General features: G+C 40.3%; 24 protein-coding genes and 1 pseudogene. 9 read left to right on the forward strand and 16 right to left on the reverse strand.

The genetic code is table 11. The features are described from left to right. The first annotated feature begins 116 nt into the window (after positions 1–116). A complete protein-coding gene (locus CI597_RS08075; protein ID WP_024727494.1) occupies positions 117–1,115 on the forward strand; it encodes an SPL family radical SAM protein in 999 nt (332 codons plus the stop codon). A gap of 22 nt (positions 1,116–1,137) precedes the next feature. Here CI597_RS08075 and CI597_RS08080 read toward each other — a convergent pair whose 3' ends face one another. Genes CI597_RS08080 through fliB form a run of 3 tightly spaced genes read right to left on the reverse strand, consistent with a single transcriptional unit; the run spans position 1,138 to position 2,850 of the window. Further along, entirely contained in the window at positions 1,138–1,521 is a 384-nt protein-coding gene (locus CI597_RS08080) for a GGDEF domain-containing protein (protein ID WP_024727493.1), read from the reverse strand. A 23-nt stretch (positions 1,522–1,544) separates the two neighbouring features. Further along, positions 1,545–1,748, reverse strand: a complete 204-nt coding sequence (locus tag CI597_RS08085) for a hypothetical protein (protein ID WP_235824579.1) — start codon at positions 1,746–1,748, stop codon at positions 1,545–1,547. Further along, complete coding sequence (fliB, locus tag CI597_RS08090; RefSeq protein ID WP_024727492.1) at positions 1,741–2,850, reverse strand: flagellin lysine-N-methylase; 1,110 nt, start codon at positions 2,848–2,850, stop codon at positions 1,741–1,743. Before fliB ends, CI597_RS08085 begins: the two co-directional genes overlap by 8 nt. 157 nt (positions 2,851–3,007) lie before the next feature. Here fliB and truA point away from each other — a divergent pair, with 157 nt between their 5' ends. Next, positions 3,008–3,757: a tRNA pseudouridine(38-40) synthase TruA gene (gene truA, locus CI597_RS08095; protein WP_034549348.1), complete on the forward strand. Its 750-nt coding sequence runs from the start codon at positions 3,008–3,010 to the stop codon at positions 3,755–3,757. A gap of 6 nt (positions 3,758–3,763) precedes the next feature. On the opposite strand, the gene CI597_RS08100 is transcribed toward truA, so the two are convergent. Further along, the gene (locus CI597_RS08100; RefSeq protein WP_024727490.1) at positions 3,764–5,257 is read right to left on the reverse strand and encodes a L,D-transpeptidase; all 1,494 of its coding nucleotides are present in this window, start codon (positions 5,255–5,257) and stop codon (positions 3,764–3,766) included. Positions 5,258–5,417: 160 nt separating this feature from the next. Here CI597_RS08100 and CI597_RS08105 point away from each other — a divergent pair, with 160 nt between their 5' ends. After that, on the forward strand, positions 5,418–5,594 hold the full coding sequence (locus CI597_RS08105; protein ID WP_081723827.1) for a DUF1540 domain-containing protein: 177 nt from the start codon (positions 5,418–5,420) through the stop codon (positions 5,592–5,594). Positions 5,595–5,761: 167 nt separating this feature from the next. Here the strand turns inward: CI597_RS08105 and CI597_RS08110 are convergent. The 3 genes and pseudogenes from CI597_RS08110 to CI597_RS18465 form a co-directional block, all read right to left on the reverse strand. Beyond that, positions 5,762–6,004 (reverse strand): annotated as a pseudogene (locus tag CI597_RS08110) (DJ-1/PfpI family protein); the annotation flags it as partial. A gap of 58 nt (positions 6,005–6,062) precedes the next feature. Beyond that, on the reverse strand, positions 6,063–6,680 hold the full coding sequence (locus CI597_RS19405) for a hypothetical protein (RefSeq protein ID WP_024727489.1): 618 nt from the start codon (positions 6,678–6,680) through the stop codon (positions 6,063–6,065). Between the two features lie 76 nt (positions 6,681–6,756). Further along, positions 6,757–6,960, reverse strand: coding sequence for a hypothetical protein (locus tag CI597_RS18465; RefSeq protein ID WP_162147658.1), 204 nt, complete (start codon positions 6,958–6,960; stop codon positions 6,757–6,759). 285 nt (positions 6,961–7,245) lie between these two features. Here CI597_RS18465 and CI597_RS08125 point away from each other — a divergent pair, with 285 nt between their 5' ends. From CI597_RS08125 to CI597_RS08140, 4 genes are all read left to right on the forward strand, one after another. Further along, positions 7,246–7,932 carry a response regulator transcription factor gene (locus CI597_RS08125; RefSeq protein ID WP_024727487.1) on the forward strand — a complete coding sequence of 229 codons (687 nt, stop codon included), beginning with the start codon at positions 7,246–7,248 and terminating at the stop codon, positions 7,930–7,932. Between the two features lie 8 nt (positions 7,933–7,940). Further along, a complete protein-coding gene (locus CI597_RS08130; RefSeq protein ID WP_024727486.1) occupies positions 7,941–8,978 on the forward strand; it encodes a sensor histidine kinase in 1,038 nt (345 codons plus the stop codon). A 164-nt stretch (positions 8,979–9,142) separates the two neighbouring features. After that, a complete protein-coding gene (locus CI597_RS08135; protein WP_024727485.1) occupies positions 9,143–9,826 on the forward strand; it encodes an ABC transporter ATP-binding protein in 684 nt (227 codons plus the stop codon). Further along, positions 9,823–11,631 (forward strand): ABC transporter permease, encoded by a 1,809-nt coding sequence (locus CI597_RS08140; protein ID WP_024727484.1) that lies wholly within the window; start codon positions 9,823–9,825, stop codon positions 11,629–11,631. Before CI597_RS08135 ends, CI597_RS08140 begins: the two co-directional genes overlap by 4 nt. Positions 11,632–11,875: 244 nt before the next feature. On the opposite strand, the gene CI597_RS08145 is transcribed toward CI597_RS08140, so the two are convergent. Continuing rightward, a complete protein-coding gene (locus CI597_RS08145) occupies positions 11,876–13,312 on the reverse strand; it encodes a sigma-54 interaction domain-containing protein (RefSeq protein WP_024727483.1) in 1,437 nt (478 codons plus the stop codon). A 206-nt stretch (positions 13,313–13,518) separates the two neighbouring features. Here CI597_RS08145 and CI597_RS08150 point away from each other — a divergent pair, with 206 nt between their 5' ends. Next, entirely contained in the window at positions 13,519–14,895 is a 1,377-nt protein-coding gene (locus CI597_RS08150) for a hypothetical protein (RefSeq protein WP_024727482.1), read from the forward strand. A 116-nt stretch (positions 14,896–15,011) separates the two neighbouring features. On the opposite strand, the gene rpoN is transcribed toward CI597_RS08150, so the two are convergent. From rpoN to CI597_RS08190, 8 genes are read right to left on the reverse strand one after another with little or no spacing between them, the layout of a single operon-like run. Then, entirely contained in the window at positions 15,012–16,319 is a 1,308-nt protein-coding gene (gene rpoN, locus CI597_RS08155; protein WP_024727481.1) for an RNA polymerase factor sigma-54, read from the reverse strand. After that, entirely contained in the window at positions 16,320–17,708 is a 1,389-nt protein-coding gene (locus CI597_RS08160) for an AMP-binding protein (RefSeq protein ID WP_024727480.1), read from the reverse strand. After that, the gene (locus tag CI597_RS08165) at positions 17,709–18,908 is read right to left on the reverse strand and encodes an acyl-CoA reductase (protein ID WP_024727479.1); all 1,200 of its coding nucleotides are present in this window, start codon (positions 18,906–18,908) and stop codon (positions 17,709–17,711) included. Further along, positions 18,898–19,968 (reverse strand): acyl-protein synthetase, encoded by a 1,071-nt coding sequence (locus CI597_RS08170; protein WP_024727478.1) that lies wholly within the window; start codon positions 19,966–19,968, stop codon positions 18,898–18,900. Before CI597_RS08170 ends, CI597_RS08165 begins: the two co-directional genes overlap by 11 nt. Positions 19,969–19,972: 4 nt before the next feature. Beyond that, positions 19,973–20,620, reverse strand: a complete 648-nt coding sequence (locus CI597_RS08175) for an MBL fold metallo-hydrolase (protein WP_051405201.1) — start codon at positions 20,618–20,620, stop codon at positions 19,973–19,975. Next, positions 20,613–20,864 (reverse strand): hypothetical protein, encoded by a 252-nt coding sequence (locus CI597_RS08180; RefSeq protein WP_024727477.1) that lies wholly within the window; start codon positions 20,862–20,864, stop codon positions 20,613–20,615. Before CI597_RS08180 ends, CI597_RS08175 begins: the two co-directional genes overlap by 8 nt. 2 nt (positions 20,865–20,866) lie before the next feature. Next, positions 20,867–21,586 (reverse strand): MaoC family dehydratase, encoded by a 720-nt coding sequence (locus CI597_RS08185; RefSeq protein WP_024727476.1) that lies wholly within the window; start codon positions 21,584–21,586, stop codon positions 20,867–20,869. Positions 21,587–21,596: 10 nt separating this feature from the next. Further along, the gene (locus CI597_RS08190) at positions 21,597–21,875 is read right to left on the reverse strand and encodes a NifU family protein (protein WP_024727475.1); all 279 of its coding nucleotides are present in this window, start codon (positions 21,873–21,875) and stop codon (positions 21,597–21,599) included. Positions 21,876–22,191: 316 nt separating this feature from the next. On the opposite strand from CI597_RS08190, the gene CI597_RS08195 reads away from it, so the two are divergent. Beyond that, positions 22,192–23,643: a 4-hydroxyphenylacetate 3-hydroxylase family protein gene (locus tag CI597_RS08195; protein WP_024727474.1), complete on the forward strand. Its 1,452-nt coding sequence runs from the start codon at positions 22,192–22,194 to the stop codon at positions 23,641–23,643. The last annotated feature ends 11 nt before the right edge of the window (positions 23,644–23,654 follow it).

The following is a 23,654-nucleotide window of genomic DNA, read 5'->3' on the forward strand; positions in this document are numbered from 1 at the left end:
TTAACTAGAAAATTTTCTATTATTTCCAATGAAATCCTTACCAAAAATCAGACAACAATCAATATATCTCGTTTTTTTCTGGAATACTAAAACAAATACGAAAAGGAGAACTGCTTATGAGATTATTTACCGCCGTATATCATGAACCAGGAATCTTTGATTATCCCCTCGGCCGAAAATTAAAAAGAGATTTTGCGGATCTGCCCTGGCATGAGATCAAAAGCCATAACCGAATCGAAGAGATGACCCAAAGGCCCAACAGCGATTTTCCAAAAATGAAACGCTTCCTGATCATCGGCACAAGAAAAACCCACCGATATACGGAAAACCATAAGATATCCGATTATCTGGTCCCATTCACCTCGTCCGGATGCACTGCCATGTGCCTTTATTGTTATTTGGTATGCAATTATAATAAATGCGCCTATTTAAGGCTTTTCGTAAACCGGGAAGAGATGATGGAACGGTTGATAAAGAACTCAAAAAAAGGAGCTGATCCCCAGACATTTGAGATAGGCTCCAACAGCGATCTTGTCTTAGAAAATATGATCACAGGCAATCTGGAATGGGTCATACCTGCTTTCGCCCGTGAAGGGAGAGGACAGATTACGTTTCCGACCAAATTTGCATCTGTAAAACCTTTGCTCGGCCTTGACCATCAGGGAAAAACCATTTTTCGAATGAGCGTCAACCCTCAGGAGATCATCGACCACATCGAACTTGGAACCTCACCTCTGGATCAGAGAATACGGGCAGTCAACGCTATGTGTGAGGCCGGATATCCCGTAGGAATACTAATCGCTCCCATCATTCTTAATGATGGATGGAAAGAAAAATACATGGATTTGATCGATCAACTGGCCGACGGGCTTACAGAAAAAACAAAAAAGGCGATGACCATAGAGATGATTTTTATGACTTACAGTTTTGTACAGAATGCTATTAACAAAGAGGCATTTCCGGAGGTCCCGGACCTCTATGACAATCAGTCTATGTCCGGAGGCGGAAGAGGAAAATACCGCTACCGGAAGGAACTGCGTCTGGAAGCAGAGTCGGTGCTGACAGACTATGTGAGTCTGCGTCTTCCGGAAGCAAGACTGGTCTATGTCTGCTGAGGCAGTTTACTTGTTTTTAATTTTACACAGTTTCTTCCGCCTCCTCAGCACCCTGCCCAAATAAGAATACGAGAAATTCTTCTCCGCCATAACGGATCAGGCTTCCTGACCTGTTCTGCACTTCCTTCTCCAGGAAGCCTGCGAAAGTTCTCAGGCACTGGTCTCCGGATATATGTCCAAACCGATCATTATATTGCTTAAAATAATCAATATCAATCATCATACATGCAATGTTTCCGAGCTTCTCTTGTACGGTCTGGAACTGTTCTTTTAGGGAAGTTTCCAGATAACTGCGGTTAAAAAGCCCGGTCAGACGGTCACGGATCACCTGTTGATTCAATTCCTTATTGATCTCGGCGATTTTTTGATACTGTTCTCCGATAATAATACGGTCATATTCTGACAAAACCCGGTTCCGATATAGAGTGATCAGAAATATGCGGTTCTTCTCGGTTTCAAAAAAACGCCTCCCGGAAGTGTCGATATCGAATAGAGCATCAAAATCTGACAGCCCAAAATAAGCAGCTGAAAAATCGTATGAGTTTTAAAAATATTGGCGGTCAGGTTCTGTTCAATTTGAATCCGGTAAGCAGAATCTGCCGGAAACACCAGATATTTTTTTATCTTATTCATAAGTTCTCCCTGTCTCTTCAGATAAATATGAACTTCTGAACACTGCAGATACCATCTCTGACAGTCTCTGTGTGTCAAACATGTCTGAAAACAAAATTTGTTCATTGACTGCTTCCATATTTTCTTCCGAGTATTCTATTTCTTTTGAGTACAGACGGGCAATTTCCAAAGACGTCAGGCTCCCCTCTCCCGAAGCCGCAGCCTCTGTCCCCCGGACAGCCAAACAACTGAAAACCGCAAATTTAACCTTATCCAACAGCTGAAAATCATAAACGGATCTTAAAAAATACCGGTATATAAAATACACCATCAAATGTTCATAAAAGATTCCGTCAAAATCAGAAAAACAAATGTCTCCCTCCCGAAACATGAAAGATGCCTGGCTTAAAGCCTGCTTCCACTCGGGGGTCAGAATCTCCAGATCCAGAAGAAATTCCAGACATTCCGTGAACCATTCTCTCAGACCGATCCGCGGCTTTTGTACTCTTTCTTTCGTCTTCCATTTATGTATATGCAGATACATGGCCTCCATATCATCGCGAATGTAATCTTCCTGAAAGACAGCTGCCGCCGACAGCGTCTGTCGCAAACGTCTCTCCAGCGTCTGCTCCCTGTCCTGAAGCAGACGGATGATCAAGTCTCTTGCCAGCGTAAGCGGCTCCAGCCAGGGCTCCTCTTCTTCCTTTTTTTCATCCAAATTTTTATCAAGAAACCGGACCTTTTTCTTGTTGGTCAAAATCAGTCTTGCCGCCTCTTCACACACGAGTCCCAGTCCCGCTTCCTGCCGGCTGCCATAAACTTCATAGAACCGTGGATGGTCTGTACAGATCTGGCAGAGGAAATCTTCTCCCAGATGAATGTAAATATCGCATAAATTCTTTTGATTTAAAAAAGGACATCTTCTCTCCTCCATGAGAAAATGATGAGGACAGGAAGAGCTGACAGATCTCATGAGACGGTCTCCGAATGATCCTTTCACGAGGGTGTACTTTTCATAGGTCTCATCGTTCACAGTGATATCCCATCCCGCGCAGCAGCTGTCTGTGCAGTCAGAACCTATACATTTAAATTTGTCATAATAATCCGGTATCCGAAACTTCATCTCTCCTCCTGATATTTTCTGTCCTCTATTATATCATAAATTCCCTGCGCATCTGTACACAGCCTGCAGCAGAAACTATGATTTGTATTTTTTGGCATCTTCCCCTATAATGAAGTCCAGCAGATTAAAAAATCCCGCACAAAAAGGAGTACAGGAAATGATGAAACGCAATATCCGCCTGAAAATAGAATATGACGGCACCCGCTATCAAGGCTGGCAGAAGCTTGGCAAAAATGTAAACGCCAACACGATCCAGGGAAAATTGGAGTCGGTCCTCTCGAAAATGACCGGGGAATCCATCCAGGTTATCGGTTCCGGCCGCACAGATGCCGGCGTACACGCCTGCGGACAAGTCGCCAATTTCCATACAGACTGCGGCTTCTCCTGCCAGGAGATCAAAGAGTACCTCACGAAATATCTGCCTTCCGATATCGGACTTCTGACGGCAGATGAAGTCGCAGAGCGCTTCCACAGCCGGCTGAATTCAAAACAAAAGACATATCAGTACCGCATCGCTGTCCCCGGCACCGTGAATGTTTTTGAAAGAAAATATCTGTGGAAGTATCCAAAAACACTCGACATAGAAAAAATGAACAAGGCAGCCTCCTTCTGTCTAGGCACCCACGACTTTTTAGGATTCTCTTCTGTAAAAAAGACAAAGAAATCAACTGTGAGAACGATCTCTTCTATTGTGATTGAAGAAGGTCACCGGGAAGTCCGGATCAGTTTCACAGGCGACGGCTTCCTTTATAATATGGTCCGGATTCTGACCGGAACACTGGCTGAGGTCGGTGCAGGAACCAGAGATCCTGAATCTATCCTTCATGTCTTTCAGTCAAAAGACCGGAAAGATGCAGGTATCACCGCCCCGCCCCAGGGTCTGTTCCTGATGAATGTTGAGTATTAAGAACACTTAATAGTGGATAAACACCGGATCTCCGCTCTCCACAAGTTTATATATGGCCGCGGCGTCTGAGAGCTGAAGGTTTACACACCCGTGGGAACCGGTCACTTTATATCTGCTCGGAGACCAGAGACCCCAGTCGCTCCTCTTGCTCCAGTGGTATCCGGTTCCGGTCCACATGATTCTGACCCAATACTTCGTGTCTACACTGTAATCTGCACCAACCAGAGTTTTGGTCAGCCGTTTTTCCTTCACGTAGTAAGTTCCGGTCCTTGTTATGCGGTCAGGAGTCGGTTTCCCCGTAATACAGTTTGCAGAAAATACTCTCTTGCCGTTTTTATATACAAATACTTCCTGGGCGGACAGATCCACCTCACTGTAATTTTTATGATCCCAGTCATTCTGGGGATTTTGATAATCTTTCCGATAGGCCTTATTAAAATAAACAGGTTTTAATTTTGCAGTCATAGCTTCCTGATTTTTATCCGACGGATCTTTTTGGTAAGCCTCAATCAATTCCTTTGACGGCACTTTCTTCAGCAATTTCAGGACTCTGGCGATCTCCTTGTCGTAATCGATCCTCCATCCGTAATCTCCGCCTTCTACTTTTATTTTCTTGCCTGAATGAGTCGTAAATTTTCTGGCAATACCTACCGTTTTATACTTAAGACAGAATTTTTCCACCCAGTCTTCCACGGCAGTTTTGTTAAGCTTCACCGTATGTTTTTTCGTGTTGACCTTGATACAGTCTTTCAAAACCTCAGGTGTCATCGTCTCTTTTGTATTGTCTCCCATGTCCCATTGGATCCAGTGCAGCAAATACTGATTATATTTCTCCTGCATCCTGGTAAGTTCGGCGTCATCGATTCTGAGTCCGGGTTCTTGATACACACCGGGATATGTCTTTTGGTCCATCAGGTCCATAGAAGGTTTCAGCCCCTTTATGGCCTCCGATAACTGTCCCAGAAAGGCCTTCTGATCCAAAATATTTCCTTCTAATTCTTTTTTCAGCACACCATACTTTTTCTCTTTGGAGTATTCGATCGCTGCATCTTCGGGCTTCATCAGCTTATAGCCGTCATCCCCGGTCACCAAAACCGATTTTTTTACAAGAGCCGAGAGCTTCTTCTCTGAAAAATCAATCGTGTCCTTTAAATTTCTCTGTTCCTTCTTCATAAAAGAAAAAATGACACTCTGTTTATGCTGCTTTTGATACAGTTTTTCCACCGACTCCAGAGACTTTACCTTTAAGTCAATATCCCTGCCTGTGATCGTTAAGGTTCCTTTTTCCCTGCCTTTTACAGTAAGTCTGTAACGGTCTGCAGTCTGTTTGAGCTCATCCAGCGACTCTTCATAGGTCATTCCGGATACTTTGAGGCCGTCGATTCTGCTTCCTGGATACCACCGGTCTTTATAATAAATATGTACTGCTGTGAGTGCTGCAATGACGACCACCGCCGCTGCACCCATTATATATAAATATTTTTGTTTCATTTTTGCCATATTTTTCTCCTGTCTTTAAGCTGCATTTACCTTTTATGGCCTGTTTTTGCTTGCCACGTATAAGGATAACGAACATTTTATTTAGTGTCAACATGTTATGTATCCTTTTTTAGATTAAGGAGATACTAAGGTTGTATCATAAATTGAAAGGAGCTTTGTTATGAAATCAAATGAAAAAAACGATTGTATCGAGTGTACAATAAATAACTGTGCCTACCATGCAGGCGACGTTGACTACTGTACTTTAGAGACAATCAAAATCGGAACTCATGAGCCTAATCCAACAACAAAAGAATGCACTGACTGTGAATCTTTCGCAAACAAATCAGGATGCTAAGATGATAACATCCACCAACTCATTTTCTTTATTCCTTTAAGTTCGGAAACAGCAGAAATTTTATAATAAAATTTCTGCTGTTTTTCATTACGCATCTGTGCACAGCCCGCGGAGAGTTTTTTATTTTTCAGGAAAAGCTTTCACACATCAGCGTGACAAGATCTTTCTTAAAAAATAAAAAGAGGGCCTGCATTTTCATCTCTCCACGCCATCCCGCCGATCAGGATCAAAGCCTCATATTCATCCCGGACGGAACAAATATCATAATCAGGCAGAACATGAAAACCTCCGATAGATGAAACCTTGTCTTTTATCAGGGATACTGTTTTAACCTCATACCTGCTGTCTCCCAGTATATAGAGAGCAGAGGACAGATAGGCAGACTCCCAGTCAGCATATTGATCCAATAAAACAAATAATGCCGCCTATTTCATAAAACCTTCTCCTTAAATTCATCGATTTCTCAAATTATATCCGTTGTATATGGAATGCAGTCGTCTGAGGTATCACAGAAGGCGTCTGAAAATTTGCATGAGTCACTTTCACCATATTTCCGGGCTGCAGATCACGCAGTCTGATCGGCAAACCGAATTGGTTAGTAAATGTAGTTGAATTTGTGATCAAAAATCTGTTTTGACTGTTGATATTCCTTGGATTTTCCGTAACGATATAATTATTGTCAAAATCAATTAAAACAATCCTTCCTGTTGTCACCGAGGAAGGGCGCTGAGGCGGCAATGGCGGCCGCGGCGGCAAAGAGGTCCTTTGTACAATCACAGAGACCGCATTGGACTGAGGCGGTATGCTTCTTGTCATGCGTGATGAAAATATGACATTCACCCACATTCCCCTCTGAATACAGCATATACACATGCTCTGTCCAAAAGAATTTAAGATCACCGTATTCCTATTTAAATTTAAACGTATATAATGAATCGAATCAGACCGATTTCTTTCCGGGACAGAATAAGATATCAAAATACTTCCAACTGAATTATTAACACAAGAAGTCTCTTCCACGAAAGCGTTGTTGATCCGCATCAGATTTCCTTGTTGAATCAATCTCCCACGAGTATTGTTATCCATAAAAGTTTCCAACTACTGTTTTACTGTATTATATTCATAATTTGTCGGGTTGTTCAAATAGTATTATAAAAACAAATTATGCCTCAATGTTTACTAATCCAACAAAGTTCATCACTACATCAAATGGTGCAGTATTAGAAATATCAAAACAAAAATCCCATGTAACAGAAAAGCCCGGGCTTTTCGTCTCCGCGGGAATATTTTTAGCCTGTGCCGCCTGTGCAAGACAGAATAAAACTCCCCCTCGTCCGGATCTTCCGCATAAAATCCCACCTGCCATAACTCATAGCTTTCTTTTAATCCTCTATTCTCCAACAGAACCGGTATGATCATTTTTCCTCCGTCTGTTTTTGATGGCTGAAGTGTGGTGTCATATCCGCCCTCCGTCACGTCGACCTGCTGTCTCAGATCCACAATCGGTACTGGCGGTTGAGGACAATGCGGGCAAGTTTCAAAAACTGATTTTATATTACTGCTTTCATCCTTTATTGTTTTTATTCGGTCAAACTTATATAATGTATCGTATAGATTCTGAGAGAAGGTGTCGGAAAGGACAGTGTAAAAAATGAAACGTATATTCTTTGTTGAAGACGATTTAAGTTTAATCAGCGGTTTATCCTATGCCATGAAAAAACAGGGATATGAAATAGAGGTTGCCCGCACAAGCAATGAAGCACAAATTTTATGGGCAAACGGTACATTTGATTTAGTTATTCTGGACGTTTCACTCCCCGATGGTTCCGGCTACGAACTGTGTAAAAAAATACGTGAATCATCCAAAGTGCCCATTATGTTTTTGACTGCGGCCGATGAGGAAACGGATATTATCATGGGCCTTGATTTAGGAGGCGATGATTATATTACAAAGCCATTCAAGCTTGCAGTATTTTTGTCAAGGATCAATGCCCTGCTCCGCAGAAGCAGTAATTTTACTCAGGCAAATACTGAATTAATCTCAAACGGAATAAGAGTACAGCTTCTGAAAATGGAAGTCTATAAAAACGGAACACAGATTGATTTAACCGCAGGCGAATATAAATTGCTCTGTCTCTTTATGGAAAATCCGAATATTGTTCTCTCACCGGAACAGATTCTGAGCAAACTCTGGGATTATGATGACAAGTTTATAGAAAGCAGCACTCTAACTGTGTATATTCGCAGACTCCGCACAAAAATCGAAGATAACCCCAGAGAGCCCCAAAAAATAGTGACCGTCCGGCGTATGGGGTACAAATGGAACACAATGGATTGAGGTGCAGTATGAAAATATTAATAAATAGAAAGATTAAATTATTTTTTTGTTGGGAATTGCTGTTTATCACAGTATATACTCTTCTCTCCACTGCTTTTATAGGTTTGAAAACCGGAAATGCGGCATCTTATATATTGGCTGCTTCTTTGTGTATGAGTATCTCATTATTAGTAACCGCCTATTTGTACTTCAGGGAACAAAATAAAATAATGGAGGATGCCGTCACACAGATCAGAGCATATATTTCCGGAAACCAGAATGCACGCATCGAATGTAACGACGAGGGAGAATTATACAGGCTCTTCCATGAAGTAAATTCTTTAGTGTCTATTTTAAATGCCCATGCTGAAAATGCCGGAAAAGAAAAAAGGTTCTTAAAAGACACTATTTCTGATATTTCTCATCAGTTAAAAACCCCTCTCGCTGCCCTCAATATCTATAACGGCATCCTTCAGGAAGAAACAAAAGACATGCCTGCGATCAAAGAGTTTGCAGATCTTTCGGAACGGGAGCTGGACAGAATCGAAATCCTTGTACAAAATCTTCTGAAAATCACAAAACTTGACGCAGGAACGATTGTAGTAGATAAAAACATGGAAAATGTGTCTGAGATGATGAACAATATAAAAGATCACTACCTGTACCGCGCCCGGCAGGAGGAAAAAGAAATACATCTGTCCGGGGATGACAGCATTTCATTATTATGCGACCGTAACTGGCTGATTGAGGGCATCGGCAATCTTGTTAAGAATGCTTTTGACCATACAAAAAAAGGCGATAGGATCTGTATAGAATGGAAACAGTTCCCGTCGGTTGTTCAAATTTCCATAAAAGATAATGGCAGCGGTATCCACCCGGAAGATCTGCACCACATTTTTAAAAGATTTTACCGCAGCCGCTTTTCTAAAGATACACAGGGCATCGGGCTGGGCCTTCCGCTTGCGAAAGCGATTGTTGAGGCACACAGTGGAACCATCGAGGCTGGCAGTGAATTAGGGGTTGGAACAACCTTTACGATCAATTTCTTAATTCCTACAAAATTGTAGGCTGTGTGTCATCTTCCGGTAGTATTGGAGTGATATTCTATCTATAGGAAAAAAGATTAAAAAAAGAAATATCCTTGATTTTTATTAATAAAGACGAAAATCAAAGAATATGATAAATTCTACTTGACAAACGTCATTTCTTAACAGAAAGGAGTGTTTATCCAATGGACTTATTGGAAGTTAAATCAATTTCTAAAACTTACGGCAGTGGCGAAGCTGCCGTACACGCACTAAAAAACGCTGCTTTTTCCGTTCCGAAAGGCGAATTTGTCGCAGTCGTCGGCGAGTCCGGCTCCGGAAAAAGTACACTTTTGAATATGATAGGAGCACTTGACACACCAACCTCCGGGAAAGTATTGATTGACGGTAAAGATATTTTTGCAATGAAAGAACGCAGCCTGACAATTTTTCGCCGCAGAAATATCGGATTTATTTTCCAAAGTTTTAATTTAATTCCGGAATTGAGTGTTGAACAAAACATCATATTCCCTGTATTGCTTGATTACCAGAAACCCGATCAAAATTATCTGGAAGAAATTCTTACTGTCCTCAATCTGAAAGAACGCCGCCACCACTTGCCCAGCCAATTATCCGGCGGCCAGCAGCAGCGCGTGGCGATAGGCCGTGCTCTGATTACTCGTCCTTCTCTTATCCTTGCAGATGAACCAACAGGTAATTTGGACTCACAAAACAGCAGTGAAGTCATTGCTCTGCTAAAAGAAGCCGCAAAAGTATATGAACAGACCATTGTTATGATTACCCACAGCCGCAGCATCGCACAGTCTGCAGACCGGATATTGCAGGTATCTGACGGTGTCCTGACCGATTTTGGGAGGTGCCGCGAATGAAAAGCTATCTTAGCCTGATCCCAATTTCCGCAAAAGTACACAGACGGCAAAACCGCATGACGCTGCTCTGCATCATCTTTGCCGTATTTTTAGTAACAGCTGTTTTCAGCATGGCAGACATGGGTGTCAGGATGGAACAGACAAGACTGATGAAGAAACATGGCGGACTGTCACTTCAAGATTTAAGCGGCAGTGCCATGGGACAAACGATCTATCTGGCAGCTGCAGTATTATTTGTCCTGATTCTGATAGCCGGAGTGCTGATGATCTCAAGCAGCATCAACAGCAACGTAGCTCAAAGAACAAAATTTTTCGGAATGATGCGCTGCATCGGAATGAGCAAACGTCAGATCATCCGTTTTGTCCGGCTGGAAGCACTGAACTGGTGTAAAACTGCAGTTCCGGCAGGACTTATACTTGGAACCGTGTCTACTTGGGGTTTGTGTGCCGCTCTGCGTTTTATTGTCGGAGAGGAATTTTCTGATATCCCTCTGTTTGGTATCAGCATCATTGGAATTATCAGCGGGATTATTGTAGGAATCGTCACAGTACTTCTTGCTGCAAGATCCCCTGCGAAACGGGCAGCGAAGGTATCCCCTGTTACTGCTGTTTCCGGAAATTCTGAAAGTACAAAAAACATACACCGTGCAGTAAATACACGTTTTTTTAAAATCGAAACTGCCTTGGGCATCCATCACGCAGTATCAGCCAAGAAAAATCTTATACTCATGACAGGGTCCTTTGCCCTCAGCATCATTCTCTTTTTAAGTTTTTCGGTTCTTATTGATTTTGTCGGCTGTCTTATGCCTCAGTTATCCAGCACCCCTGATCTCCAGATTTCAAGCAGCAGTTCTAATTCAATAGACGAAAAATTGCTTGACAGAATCAGCGGTATGGAAGGAGTAAAGCACGTTTATGGACGCAGAAGCATTTTTGATATTCCCGCAGAATTAGACAGGGAAACAAAACTTTCAGACAAAACTGATATAATTTCTTATGATAACTTTGATTTAGACTGCCTTACAAAAGATGATGTATTAAAAAAGGGCAGCGATATTTCAAAAGTATACGGAGACAGCCATTATGTTTTGGCAACCTGGGATAAAAAAAGTCCTTTAAAAATCGGTGATAAAATACAGGTAGGGGCATCAAAATTAGAGATCGCAGGCTTGTTAAAATATGATCCGTTCAACAGTGGAGGCAGTACAAATAAAAAAATAACGCTAATTACTTCCGGAAAAACCTTTCAGCGGCTAACCGGTGTTTCAGATTATTCTCTTGTAATGATACAGACCACAAAAGACGCAACCGATGACAATATCAAAGCCATCCGCAATATAGCAGGCAGCAAATATAAATTCAGTGATCAGCGCAGCCAGAGCACTTCCGGCACTTATACTGCGTTCGTGCTGTGCATCTACGCATTTTTGGCAATCATTACTTTAGTGACAGTATTGAATATTGTAAACAGCATTTCTATGAGTGTCTCTGCAAGAATCAAACAATACGGAGCAATGCGGGCAGTTGGCATGGATGAACGACAGCTGACGAAAATGATCGCTGCCGAATCGTTTACTTATGCTTTATCCGGCTGTATTGCCGGATGTGCGTTCGGCCTGCTTCTCAGCAAAACAATGTACGATATGCTCATCACTTCACATTTCGGTTATGCTGTCTGGAGCCTGCCTGTCAAATCTCTGATCCTTATACTTCTGCTCGTTTCGTTTTCAGCCGCTGCCGCAGTTTATGGGCCGGCAAAAAGGATTCGGAATATATCTGTTACGGAGACGATTAATGAGCTGTAAGATCACCGCGGCCTGTTATGCAGAAAGTTAAACAATAAAAAAATTTATCCAGCAGGAGGCCCCTGCTGGATATTTTTGCTGAATCATCAGTGAATATTTCCATCATCATCTCTATTCCAGATTGCATGTGCTGGTCTATACATAAAGGTCATAAGGGTTCATTTTGGGTTCTGCTAGCGCCGGAAAGTCCACAGGCAATATATAGCTTCGCGTGGTTACATGGCATTTCCTGTGCCTAACATCACTAATTTTGTTGTGTCCATCCTTGGCCTTCTCCTTCTTTTAAATATGCTTCATATTTTTTTCGTTTTCGTACAAAGGTTGATGGATTCATCCCTAAACTCTTAGCTGCGTCTCTTACATTTCCGCACTTTTCATAAGCTTGATTCATATATTCGGCTTCAATTTCAAGCAAAGTTTGAGCAAGATTATTCACTGGCTTTAACATCTTTCCTTCCGGCTGTGCAGCTTCTCTTTGGCTTACGATCGGAATGGCATCCGGCTCGATTTCATCTCCATTACTAATTATAATGGCTCGCTCAACGATATTCTTTAATTCTCGAATATTCCCAGGCCAAGCATACTCATTTAAAATATATTTACTGCTATCTGAAAACTTTTTTTGAAAGTTATACTTTTTATTTAATTTATCCAAAAAAGATTCTGCCAGTGCCATAATATCATTTTTTCGTTCCCTAAGCGGAGGAATATAAATTGGAAATACCATCAATCGATAATATAGATCCGCTCGGAATGTTTCTTGCCGCATCATCTCTTCAAGATTTCTGTTCGTTGCAGCAATGATTCTTACATTGATCTTTATCGGCTTACTTCCACCAATTCTTGTAATCTCTTGTTCTTGAATGGCACGAAGCAGCTTCACCTGCATCGCCAAAGGAAGTTCTCCAATCTCATCTAAGAAAATAGTTCCTTTATCTGCCAATTCAAATAATCCAATCTTTCCCATTCGGTTGGCACCTGTAAATGCACCTTTTTCATATCCAAACAATTCACTTTCTAATAAATTTTCTGGAATGGCTCCGCAATTAACTTTGATAAAGTTCTCATCTTTTCTGGAACTATTTTGAAAGATATAGGTCGCAAATACTTCTTTTCCAACTCCGGTTTCTCCTTGCAGCATCACGGTCACATCAAGTGGTGCTACTTTATCCGCCTTAAAAATGGCATTCAATGTATTCTCATCTTGTGCGATGATATCCTTTTTCAAAAGTCTATCCTGCATATGCTCCAGATTTCGACGCAAACGCTCCTCTTGCTGCTGCTGTTCTTCTACCTGTTCTTTTAAATAGTGTATTTCCGTCAAATCACGTACATTGGTCACTACCATAACAATATTTCCATGTTCATCATAGATTGGGGAGCTTGTAATAATTGCTTTTTTCCCAGTCTTAAATTCCTGTGGCAACGTTACCACTCGATTCTCTCGAATAGCCCTTAAGGAACCTGAGATCGATATGAGCCCTTCTTTCTCAAGATCCTTCATATTGCGACCCATAACCTCTTCCTTTTTTAATCCAGAAATCTGTCCGTAGGCACGATTAATCATCACGGTATTCGCATGTCCATCTGTAATATAAATTCCATCAAAAGAATGTTCAATGATCGCTTCTAAGCGTTCCAAAGTTTCTTCTTTTGTCCGAAATAAATTAATTTTTTTCATTATAGCATCTCCTTCCTATTTTTCTCTTCTGTCTAATTTTTTCAACCCTATTATCTACGTATTGATCCATTTTTGCAACACGTTTCAAAAATGATTCGTATTTTGTTTTATTTTTAACACAAAACCAAGGTTCTAAGGTTGGCACCTTTTTTGCTTCTTATATCATTAGCAAATAAATTTTATTATACGAAGAGGAGGAATATAATATGGCATTAAAACGTAAAGAGGGTATGGAACAGCCATACATACCCGCTGGTATTTTTAAGATCAGACTTCCATTCATTCACTATCGTTGGGAACTTTCTGAATGTCTTCAAGCTATTTTAATGTGTGCAACCTGTCTTGGGGCGATCCCAATCCTGGAGCAAGTCTTAGGCGTTCCATATGAAATCGCATGGAGCATGGTTATTCTTAACGGTTTTTTATACAATCTACACACTCTGCTTGGTGACCCGGTGGTTCCAGGTTGGATTACACCGGCACTTCCCTTGATTACTGCATTTTTGACCCAATCTCAACAAGGGCCTGAGCGAATCAAAACATTGATTGCACTTCAAATTGTAGTTGGACTTATATTCTTAAGTATGGGTCTGAGTGGAATGGCAGGAAAGATCATTGGATTGATTCCAAATGCGATTAAAGCTGGTATCTTATTGGGTGCTGGATTTTCTGCGATAATGGGTGAATTCCAAACAGGAGGAAGATTTGGATTATACCCTATCACTGTTGGTATTGGCTCTTTGATTGCTTATTTCTTGCTCTTTTCCTTGCTATTCCGACGAACGAAGGAAAAAAGTAAGTTTTGGCACACAATTGGAAACTTTGGGATGTTACCAGCGATCATCATCGCTGTTATCATTGGACCTTTATCTGGAGAATTACCAGCACCAAACTTTGTGCTTGGATCTATCATCAAAATTCCGGATATCGGAACGATTTTCCAAACTTTGAGTCCATTTGGAATTGGATTCCCTTCCATCCAAACCTTTATCTCTGTGATTCCAACAGCAATTGCTGTTTACATCATTGCATTCGGTGATTTCGTTTCGAGTGAACAGTTGATTCGTGAGGCAGATGAAATTCGTACCGATGAGAAGATTGACTTCAATTCAAACCGTTCAAATGTCATCAGTGCATTACGTAACTTAGTGGAAGGATTCTTCTGTCCTTATGTTGTATTAAGCGGCCCATTGTGGGCAGCTGTTACCGCAGCCATTTCTGAACGCTACAAAGAAGGCCGTGAATCTATGGATTCCATCTACAGTGGAGTCGGTACCTTCCGTTGGATGACATTTATCTGTGTCGCATTGGTTCCTGTTGCATCTTTTGTACAGCCAATCCTCCCGGCTGCATTGTCACTTACATTAATTGTTCAAGGTTATGTATGTTGTAAGATTGGCCTTAGTATGATCGGCACTGATATGGAACGTGGTATCGCAGGAGTTATGGCTGCTATCCTTGCCATCAAGGGTGCTAGCTGGGGACTTTGCATTGGTATCATTGTTTACATCTTAGTCAATGGAAACTTCAAGAACCCTGTTCTTGAAGAAAATTCACCAGACGCAATCGAAGAAACAGACTAGATAATCTTCATTTTCAAATTCAAGATAAGGTAGAATCGCCAAGGTTATAATCAATTCATGACCTTGACGATTTTTCCTTTTATGGTCCCAAGTCTTAATCGATGAGCTAAAAAGCTCTACCATCCGAAACTTTCACTATCTTTCCTCGAATACGTCCCCAAGATCCCCATCTCTTTTCGATACTTCGCCACCGTTCTTCTCGAGATCTTCATCTCTTTTTCCAACAACAACTGAGATATCTTAAGATCACTATATGGCTTTTTGGGATCTTCCGACTGGATCAACTTCCAAATTGCCTCCTTGATATCATCTGCTGTATTCCACTGATTCCCGAACGAATAGGAAGATGCAAATAAGTCCTTGATCGAGACGGTTCCAAATGGGGATTGAATATATTTCCCTTTGGAAGCACGGCTGACAGTAGAGACATGCATCTGTGTCTCATCTGCAACATCCTGCATACACATGGGTTTTAGCTTTCCGCCCTTAGTAAAGTACTCTTTTTGCTTCTTAAAAACAGCCCATACAATCTTTGTAATAGTCTGTCTTCTCTGTTCGATACTTGCGATGATAAAGCGGCTTCTCTCATACTTTTTCTGAAAATATTCTTTCAATTCCGGATCTTCGATTTCCTTCATCATCTTTAGATAATAGTCATTCAAAGAATAATTTCCTATCCAGTTATCGTTAAGTTCAATCTTCCACTCATCTCCATTTCTCTGGATGATGATATCAGGAACAATGTACTCTGCCTTTTCATATGAATATCCACTAAAAGGTCTTGGATTGAGTTGCTGGATCTGTTGAATATACTTTCTTGCCTGCACCGTTGAAAGACCCAAAGTTCTTGTGATCGAAGCAATATGCCCCGTCGCCACATCGCTTAAATGTTCTAGGATAATTTTCTCAAGATCATCATCTAACAATCCTTTTCGTTCCAACTGCAGCATCAAACATTCTTCTAGGTTTCTTGCAAAAACACCAGCTGGCTCTAGATTGATCAATGCATCATGACACGCTTTGATCTCTTCTAAAGGGACACCAAGATTATCACTGATTTCTTCTAAAGAAACATGCAATAACCCTGAATCTTCAAGACAGTCTATCAGATATGTCATAATATCCAGTTCCTTTCTTGTAAATTGTACAAGATGCAATTGCTCCATAAAAAATGTTTTTTTGTCTCTGGGAGATTCGTCTTTGATCTCTGGTCTCTCAGTCTCTCGGTAGCCGCCTGCATTTCCACTTAACATCTGTGGACTTTCACTTTGTGGTTTATACTCTAGCAATGGGTTTTCTGCAAATTCATTTTGCAAAAATTCATCCAACTCATAATTATCCAACGACAATATATTCAATGATTGTAATTGAAATTGATTCAGTTGTTGTGATAACCCCTGTTGGAGTTCCAACCCATATGCCATCTACATTTCCTCCAATTCTCTATAATGTATCTTTCCAGAATGATTCAACGGGATACTGTCGATCTGCCTCACTTGAAGCACTCCATCATTCATCTTTATTTTTTTACTAATAAAGTCAACGATTTCTTCTGAACAAAGACCAGCTCCTTTTTCTACGAAGATATCTAATCGATCATCCACACCAGTACAAGCAAAACAAACATCCTTATATCTTCCTTTTAAAATCTGCTCAATTTCATCAAGATTGACCCTGCTGCCAAGGATCTTTAAAAATCGTTTTTTCCGCCCGGTTATATAGTAAAATCCATCCTCATCTTTTCTTGCCAGATCCCCTGTGTATAGAACGCCATGACGCTCATCTTTTTTTGCCAGATCCTCCTTACACTTTGCATAACCTAAAGTTACATTTTTCCCTTCATAAACAAGTTCACCATCCACAATAGAGAATGCTCCACCTGGAATCGATATTCCAATGCTTCCTGCTTTTTCCAGAACACATTCTGGCGGAAGCCAGGACATTCTAGCCGTAGCTTCTGTCTGACCATACATAATCACGAATTTAACGCCTGCTTTTATCGCATATAACGCAAATTCCTTTTGCAAAGCCCTCGAAAGTTTTCCTCCAGCCTGTGTCATTGTTCTAAGAGACGGTAAATCCATATGAAAAAATTGAATTCGCTTTAACATCTCATAAGTAAACGGAACTCCTCCGAAGGAAGTTGCCTCTTCTGCCTTAAAATACTCCCAAAATTCATGTTCAAACATGGTATGTTCGGTTAATAAGATCGTTGCCCCACAAAGAGTATGACTATTTATAATCGACAAGCCATAAGTGTAATTCATAGGAAGTGTCGAGATTGGACGCTCTTTTTCATTTAACTCTAAGTATTCCACGATGGATTCTGCATTGGACTGAATATTTTCATAGCTTTGACGGACTAATTTGGGACTTCCAGTACTTCCTGACGTCGTCAGTAAAAGAGCTAAATCCTCATTTAACTTCGTCTCCGTTTCCTTTGAAATATCGTACAGGTTATATCCATATGCCTCATATACCAATTGTGTCCTTTCATCTGGAGAATACCCCTGATGTCCTTTTGGTGCAAACACATAGTCTGGTTCATAATGGCAGATTAAATCTTTTAACATATTATAATCCATTTTGCAATCTAACAAAAGAGGGACCACTCGATTTCGAAGACATGCTATGTATCCAAGAACAGAACCTGCGGTATTTTGACATAGAAGAAACACCAGCGTTCTTTTCTCCATATGTGTTCCCATCTCCTTGCAAAAGCAATCCAACTCTCCATATGTCACTGATCCTTCCTTCTCTGATCTTAAATAGATCCGATCCTTATCTAATACTTGTTCTTCAAAAAAATACATTTAGTCTCCCCTTCTTTCTACTGTACAAATCACGCGTGACAGATGCTCTATCAAATTTATTCCATCCCACATATAGTCTAAAGAAAGTGCTTGTCCCAATGGAACGATACGGTCTCCACCTTTAGCTCCAAATTCTACAATCCTATCTTGCAATTCCTTTGGCGAAACACCAGCATACTCTATAGTTTGAATCTTTCGATTTAAGCTTGGCATCAATTCCTCTAGATTTTGAATGATACATTGATAAAAGCAACCAAATCTCCCATCATACTGTTCTGGATTTCTAGGACATTCTTGCAAATCTGCCACATAGATTCGATTATCATAAAAACGAACCTTCTCTATTTGATCGGTTTCCATGATGTTTAGACAGACTTCTTCATATTTACGACTAACTTTCCATGGACTTAATTCATATCGTTTTGCGGTTTCCATACATTGCTCCCACCACGTTTCAAAACACTTTCTGTCTTCCCCTTTCCAAACGATCAACCTTGGACTAGAGCATGCATTTTGATCCATAGCAAAGGTATCATTATAAAACTGATAAGAAAGCTGCTGAAGCTCTTCTTCTGATCGTTGTTTCATCCATTCTGTGTCAATAACTGCAATGGAATATCGGTCTGCAAATTCAAGTTCTGTCACACCAGGCCTCACTGGAATCTTGCGAAGTTCTTCAATGGCTTTATCTCCACCCCAAATAATCCTTCCATCACAAAGATTTGTATAGGTTTCAATACAGCCATCTCCTCGTTCACAAGTAAACAGTAACGTATTTTCATAAATATCCTGATACCTTTTCTGCTGCATTACCTGCTCGATCATCTGGCACAATGGAAGACTATCTTCCATGACTCGACTCGAAATCCGAATGACATTTCCATTTCCAGCCAACATACCAAACACCATGCTATACGCAAACAGCGTTGGTATATTTGACGGTGCAATGTGAAATATCATTCCCCATCCAAGTCTGCTTTCTCTATCATTCAGTGCTTCTTTCCATGACTCTAAATGTTTTCTTCGACACCAGAATGCAAAAGCCGCGCAGTCTTCTCGATTTCTTGTCATGGGATTGCTGCGAATTTCCCTGGATAAATCCTCCAAAAAGCATAACACACTTTCTTCTAAAAGGGTTCTCCCAACGATTTCAGATCCTTTCCAGCCTCCTGCTAATCTAATGATTGTTTCATCCTTCATATGTATCGCTGCACCCCCTGACCTCTGCGTGCTGCATTCTTCCAGTCACTTTAAAATATTTTCCCTTTTTCCCACAGGGACAATCATCGATTCCAAGTAAGATTCCCTGATCTTCTGTTAAGATCGAATGCCCTGGATATGATCTAGCCATCGGTGACAGTACCTGGATCGTTCCTTCCGTTCCAATTTCACAAACCGAAAAATCCTGCATGTTTCGAATCAAAATATCTGAATATGTGCTTGCATGGAGATGACCATATTCACATTCTAAGTAAATACATCCCGTCTGCTCTGCCATTCCATAATAGTCATATACCTGTTTGATCTCACTGACTTCCTGAATACCTTTTTTAAAATCCTCCATTGATACCGCTTGTGCCTGCAACTTCTTCCAACCGCCTCCATGGATCATGATCCCATTGGGAATCGAAAGTTTTTTTTCACTTTCTTTTAACGCACCATAAAAATACTTCCAGATCATATAGGTAAAGCCAAAGACTAAAATGGGACCATTCTTATATTTTTCTAAAAATGCTTCGATTCCTTTGACATCTAGATTCATATCCTTGTTAAAGGCATACTGGTGTCTGGAAGATACAATGGAAAATCCTAAGATTCCAGCTCCTCTTGCAGAAAACATATTCCGATCTTGCAGCACCTCTGGAGAGTCTGCGATCAGCATTGGAATTCGCCTCTTTCCAATCACTTCTTCCATAATTCGGACTAACGTTTTTTGTTGGTTCGCTGCTGTTTCCTCATCTAAATAGATTTCCGACACCTTCTTACCTGTTGTTCCTGAAGATGTAATTACCTTAAAAACATCCTCTTCCTCCACACTTCGAAGTTTCATATCCTTAAATGCAGATACTGGCATCATAGGGATTTGACTCATCGATGAAAATGCCTCTGGAACCTGAAGGGCGCTTAACAACTTTGCATAGGCTGGACAATGTTCTTTATGGTATGCAGTCAATTCTGTAAAATAGTTATAAAACCACACCTCTTTTTCTTTTTGTGAAACACCAAATGGTTCCTGTTTTAATAGCTCTTCATATTCCACATTTTCACCTCTTTTCTTTTTTTAAGATATAATCTGTTCCGTGTCCGGGATAAATATGAATTCCATCTTCTAACGCCTCGATCCAAGGCTTTGCATAAGTTTCATATGCCTCTTCATTTCCTCCTGCCAATCTGGTTATGTCTTCTTCCCCCATAATCAAATAATCTCCTGAAAATAAAATCGTTTCATCCATTCTTATACAACAGCTTCCCATGGTATGTCCTGGTACAAGTTCCATTTGAATCATATGCCCTTTCCAATGAAACTCATATTCTTGATCAAACGTAAGATTTGCAGGATTACATAAAATCGATGAATAAACATACTTTTTGTCACCTCCATACTTGAAGTGTAAATAAGTACCCATCATACCACTCATATTTTTGATCCGGTTTCCAAGATTCTCACTACATACAGCGGTTGCGATGACCAATGCTTCCGGGTATCCTCTACGCACCCCATTTAATCCTTGTATATGGTCACAATGTTCATGAGTCAATAAAATATAATCTATGTTCCATTGATGTTCTCTTATGATTTTTAGGATTCGTTCATGGTCATTTGGATCAATGATCAGAACACTTCCATTATCTTCCATCAGATAACAATTACTCTGTGTCAAACGATCTTCTAAGACAAATAGTCTAGGCATCCTCTTTCTCAATTTCAACCCCATACTTTTTTAAAATTTCTTTTCCTTTTTCGTAAGAACTAAAGGCTAACATATCTGGTGTATCTAGCATAATATCAAACTTCTCCTCCAGTTCTCCTACCAAATTCATATGTCCCATGGAGTCCCATTCCGGAACTCCTCGATAACGAAGTTCCTTTAATTCTTCTCCTTCTTTTTTTAAAATTACTTGAAATACTTTGTTGTATTTTTCTAAGTTTGTCATTTTCATTCTCCTTTTTCTTTTACCTGAAATAAATGTTTCATCATCATTTGTTTTGCTTTCATTTCGGTGATAATCTCACCATTTTGATTGGTGCATACTCCATGGAATGTTCCAATATAAAATACACGTTCCTCCTGATAGGAATGAAATGTGATCTTTGCTGTAATGTTATCTCCAAGGTACACTGGTTTTTGAAATTGGCTAGATTCCTCCATCAAGATCGTTCCATCTCCAGGAAGCTTCATTCCCATAACAGACGAAAGAAGACTTGATGAAAACATCCCATGAGCAACTGGTTTTTGAAACCACTGTCTAGACGCAAATTCTGTATCCATATGCATCTTATTATAGTCACCTGTTAAACTTGCAAATGCTTCTACCACCTCTTTGGTCACTTTCTTTTCCATGGCTGCTTCATCTCCAACGGTAAGAGCCTTTCGTTCCTGCTTTCCTCTGGATCTTTGATCCTTTTTAATCTGTTTCACTGCCTTTTGAAAATCTATAGGACTTTCTAGTAATAAGATTTTCTTTCGCACTAACAATTCTTGCGTGGCTATACATCTTCTTGAACACCCGCAAATGACCAACCAATAATCACATACTTGATCTGAACTTCCACAAACCCAAGTCACATCTGGAAACTTTCCTTTGAGTGCAGTTAATTCTCGTCCACGATCATATCTTGGATTACAGCCACCACAAAACTTGACCCCAATTTCCATAATAAGCTCCTTATCTTCCGTGACTTAGGATCTTCTTTGCCATATCGATCAAATCTTGACTCACCTGATTGACTAAGACAACATCCTTGATCTCTGGAATCCGACTTTTCATTGCTTCTGCAATTAATTCTTCTGTCGTTAGTGTAGCAGATGGACATCCAGAACATTGTCCTAGCAATCTGACTTTTAAGACTCCATCTGTAACATCTACAACTTCTACATTTCCTTCATGAGATAATAATTGTGGTCTTACGTCCTCTTCTAATACCTTTTCTATTTCATGTAACATTTCTGTTTCCTCCTACTATAATTCTTTTCATTTTATTTATTATAGCAAAACTTATGCCATCCTCATTTCGTGTGGATTCAGATACCTTTTAAATTCTATCCTTCTTTCTTGTTGCATTTTTGCAACAAATATTTTCTTGTTGCATTTTTGAATCGTAGATTTGTTGCATTTCTGCATTTATTGCATTCATTTTTCAGAATCTTAACATTTTTTAAGTTGGCACGGCTTTTGCTTTTTAGTCAATCATAATTTCAGTACGCTATATGTACTTGGAACATTTGAACTATTCATGATTCAAGAAAGGAAGGATACAATTATGGCTTTAATGACAGGAAATGAATATGTGGAAAGTATGAGGAAGTTAAATCTTCAAGTTTATATGTTTGGAGAGAAAATCGAAAACCCAGTCGATGACCCAATCTTACGTCCATCATTAAATTCAGTCAAAGCAACTTATGACTTAGCAGGAAATCCAGAATACGAAGAGTTAATGACAACAAAATCTCCATATACAGGAGAAATCGTAAACCGTTTTACTCACATTCATGAAAGCACTGCCGACTTAGTAAAGAAAGTTAAGATGCAACGTTTATGCGGACAAAAGACAGCTGCTTGTTTCCAAAGATGTGTAGGAATGGATGCATTTAACGCAGTTTATAGTACGACGTTTGAAACAGATGAAGCTCACGGAACGAACTACCACGAAAACTTCTTAAGCTTCTTAAAGTATGTACAAGAAAAGGATTTAACAGTCGATGGAGCCATGACAGATCCAAAGGGAGATCGTTCTTTAGCACCTCATGCACAAGCTGATCCAGATCTGTATCTTCATGTAGTCGAAAGACGTCCAGATGGAATCGTTGTTCGCGGAGCAAAAGCTCATCAAACTGGTATCATCAACTCCCACGAAGTGATCGTAATGCCTACCATCGCCATGGGGGAAGATGACAAAGATTATGCAGTTTCATTTGCAGTACCAACTGACTCTGAAGGAATCTTCATGATCGTTGGACGTCAATCTTGTGACACAAGAAAACTAGAAGGAAGCCAAATCGACGTTGGTAACTCTCAATTTGGTGGAATGGAAGCTTTGGTCGTATTTGATAACGTATTCGTACCAAATGATAGAATCTTCTTAAATGGAGAATATGAATTTGCTGGAGTATTAGTAGAACGTTTTGCCGGATACCACAGACAATCTTACGGTGGATGTAAAGTAGGTGTTGGTGACGTCTTGATTGGTGCTACTGCTGTTGCTGCAGAATACAACGGAGCTCAAAGAGCCTCTCATGTCAAAGACAAATTAATCGAAATGACTCACTTAAATGAAACTTTATACTGCTGTGGTATTGCCTGTTCAGCAGAAGGTACAAAGACAAAATCAGGAAACTACATGATCGACTTACTATTGGCAAATGTATGCAAGCAAAATGTCACTCGTTTCCCTTATGAAATCGCTCGTCTTGCAGAAGATATTGCTGGTGGATTAATGGTAACTGCACCATCTGAAAAGGACTTAAAAAATCCTAAATTAGGAGGATACATAGACAAATACCTTCGTGGCGTGGAGGATGTTTCTACTGAAAATCGTCTACGTATCTTACGTTTGATTGAAAACTTAACCCTTGGAAGTGCTGCTGTTGGATATCGTACAGAGTCTATGCACGGAGCCGGATCACCTCAGGCACAAAGAATCATGATTGCTCGTCAAGGTAACCTTCCTATGAAGAAAAAACTTGCTAAGACAATTGCAAAAATCGAAGAATAAGATTCTTTAGG

This window comes from Anaerostipes hominis (ex Lee et al. 2021), assembly GCF_002270485.1.
GTDB classification, from domain to species: domain Bacteria; phylum Bacillota; class Clostridia; order Lachnospirales; family Lachnospiraceae; genus Anaerostipes; species Anaerostipes hominis.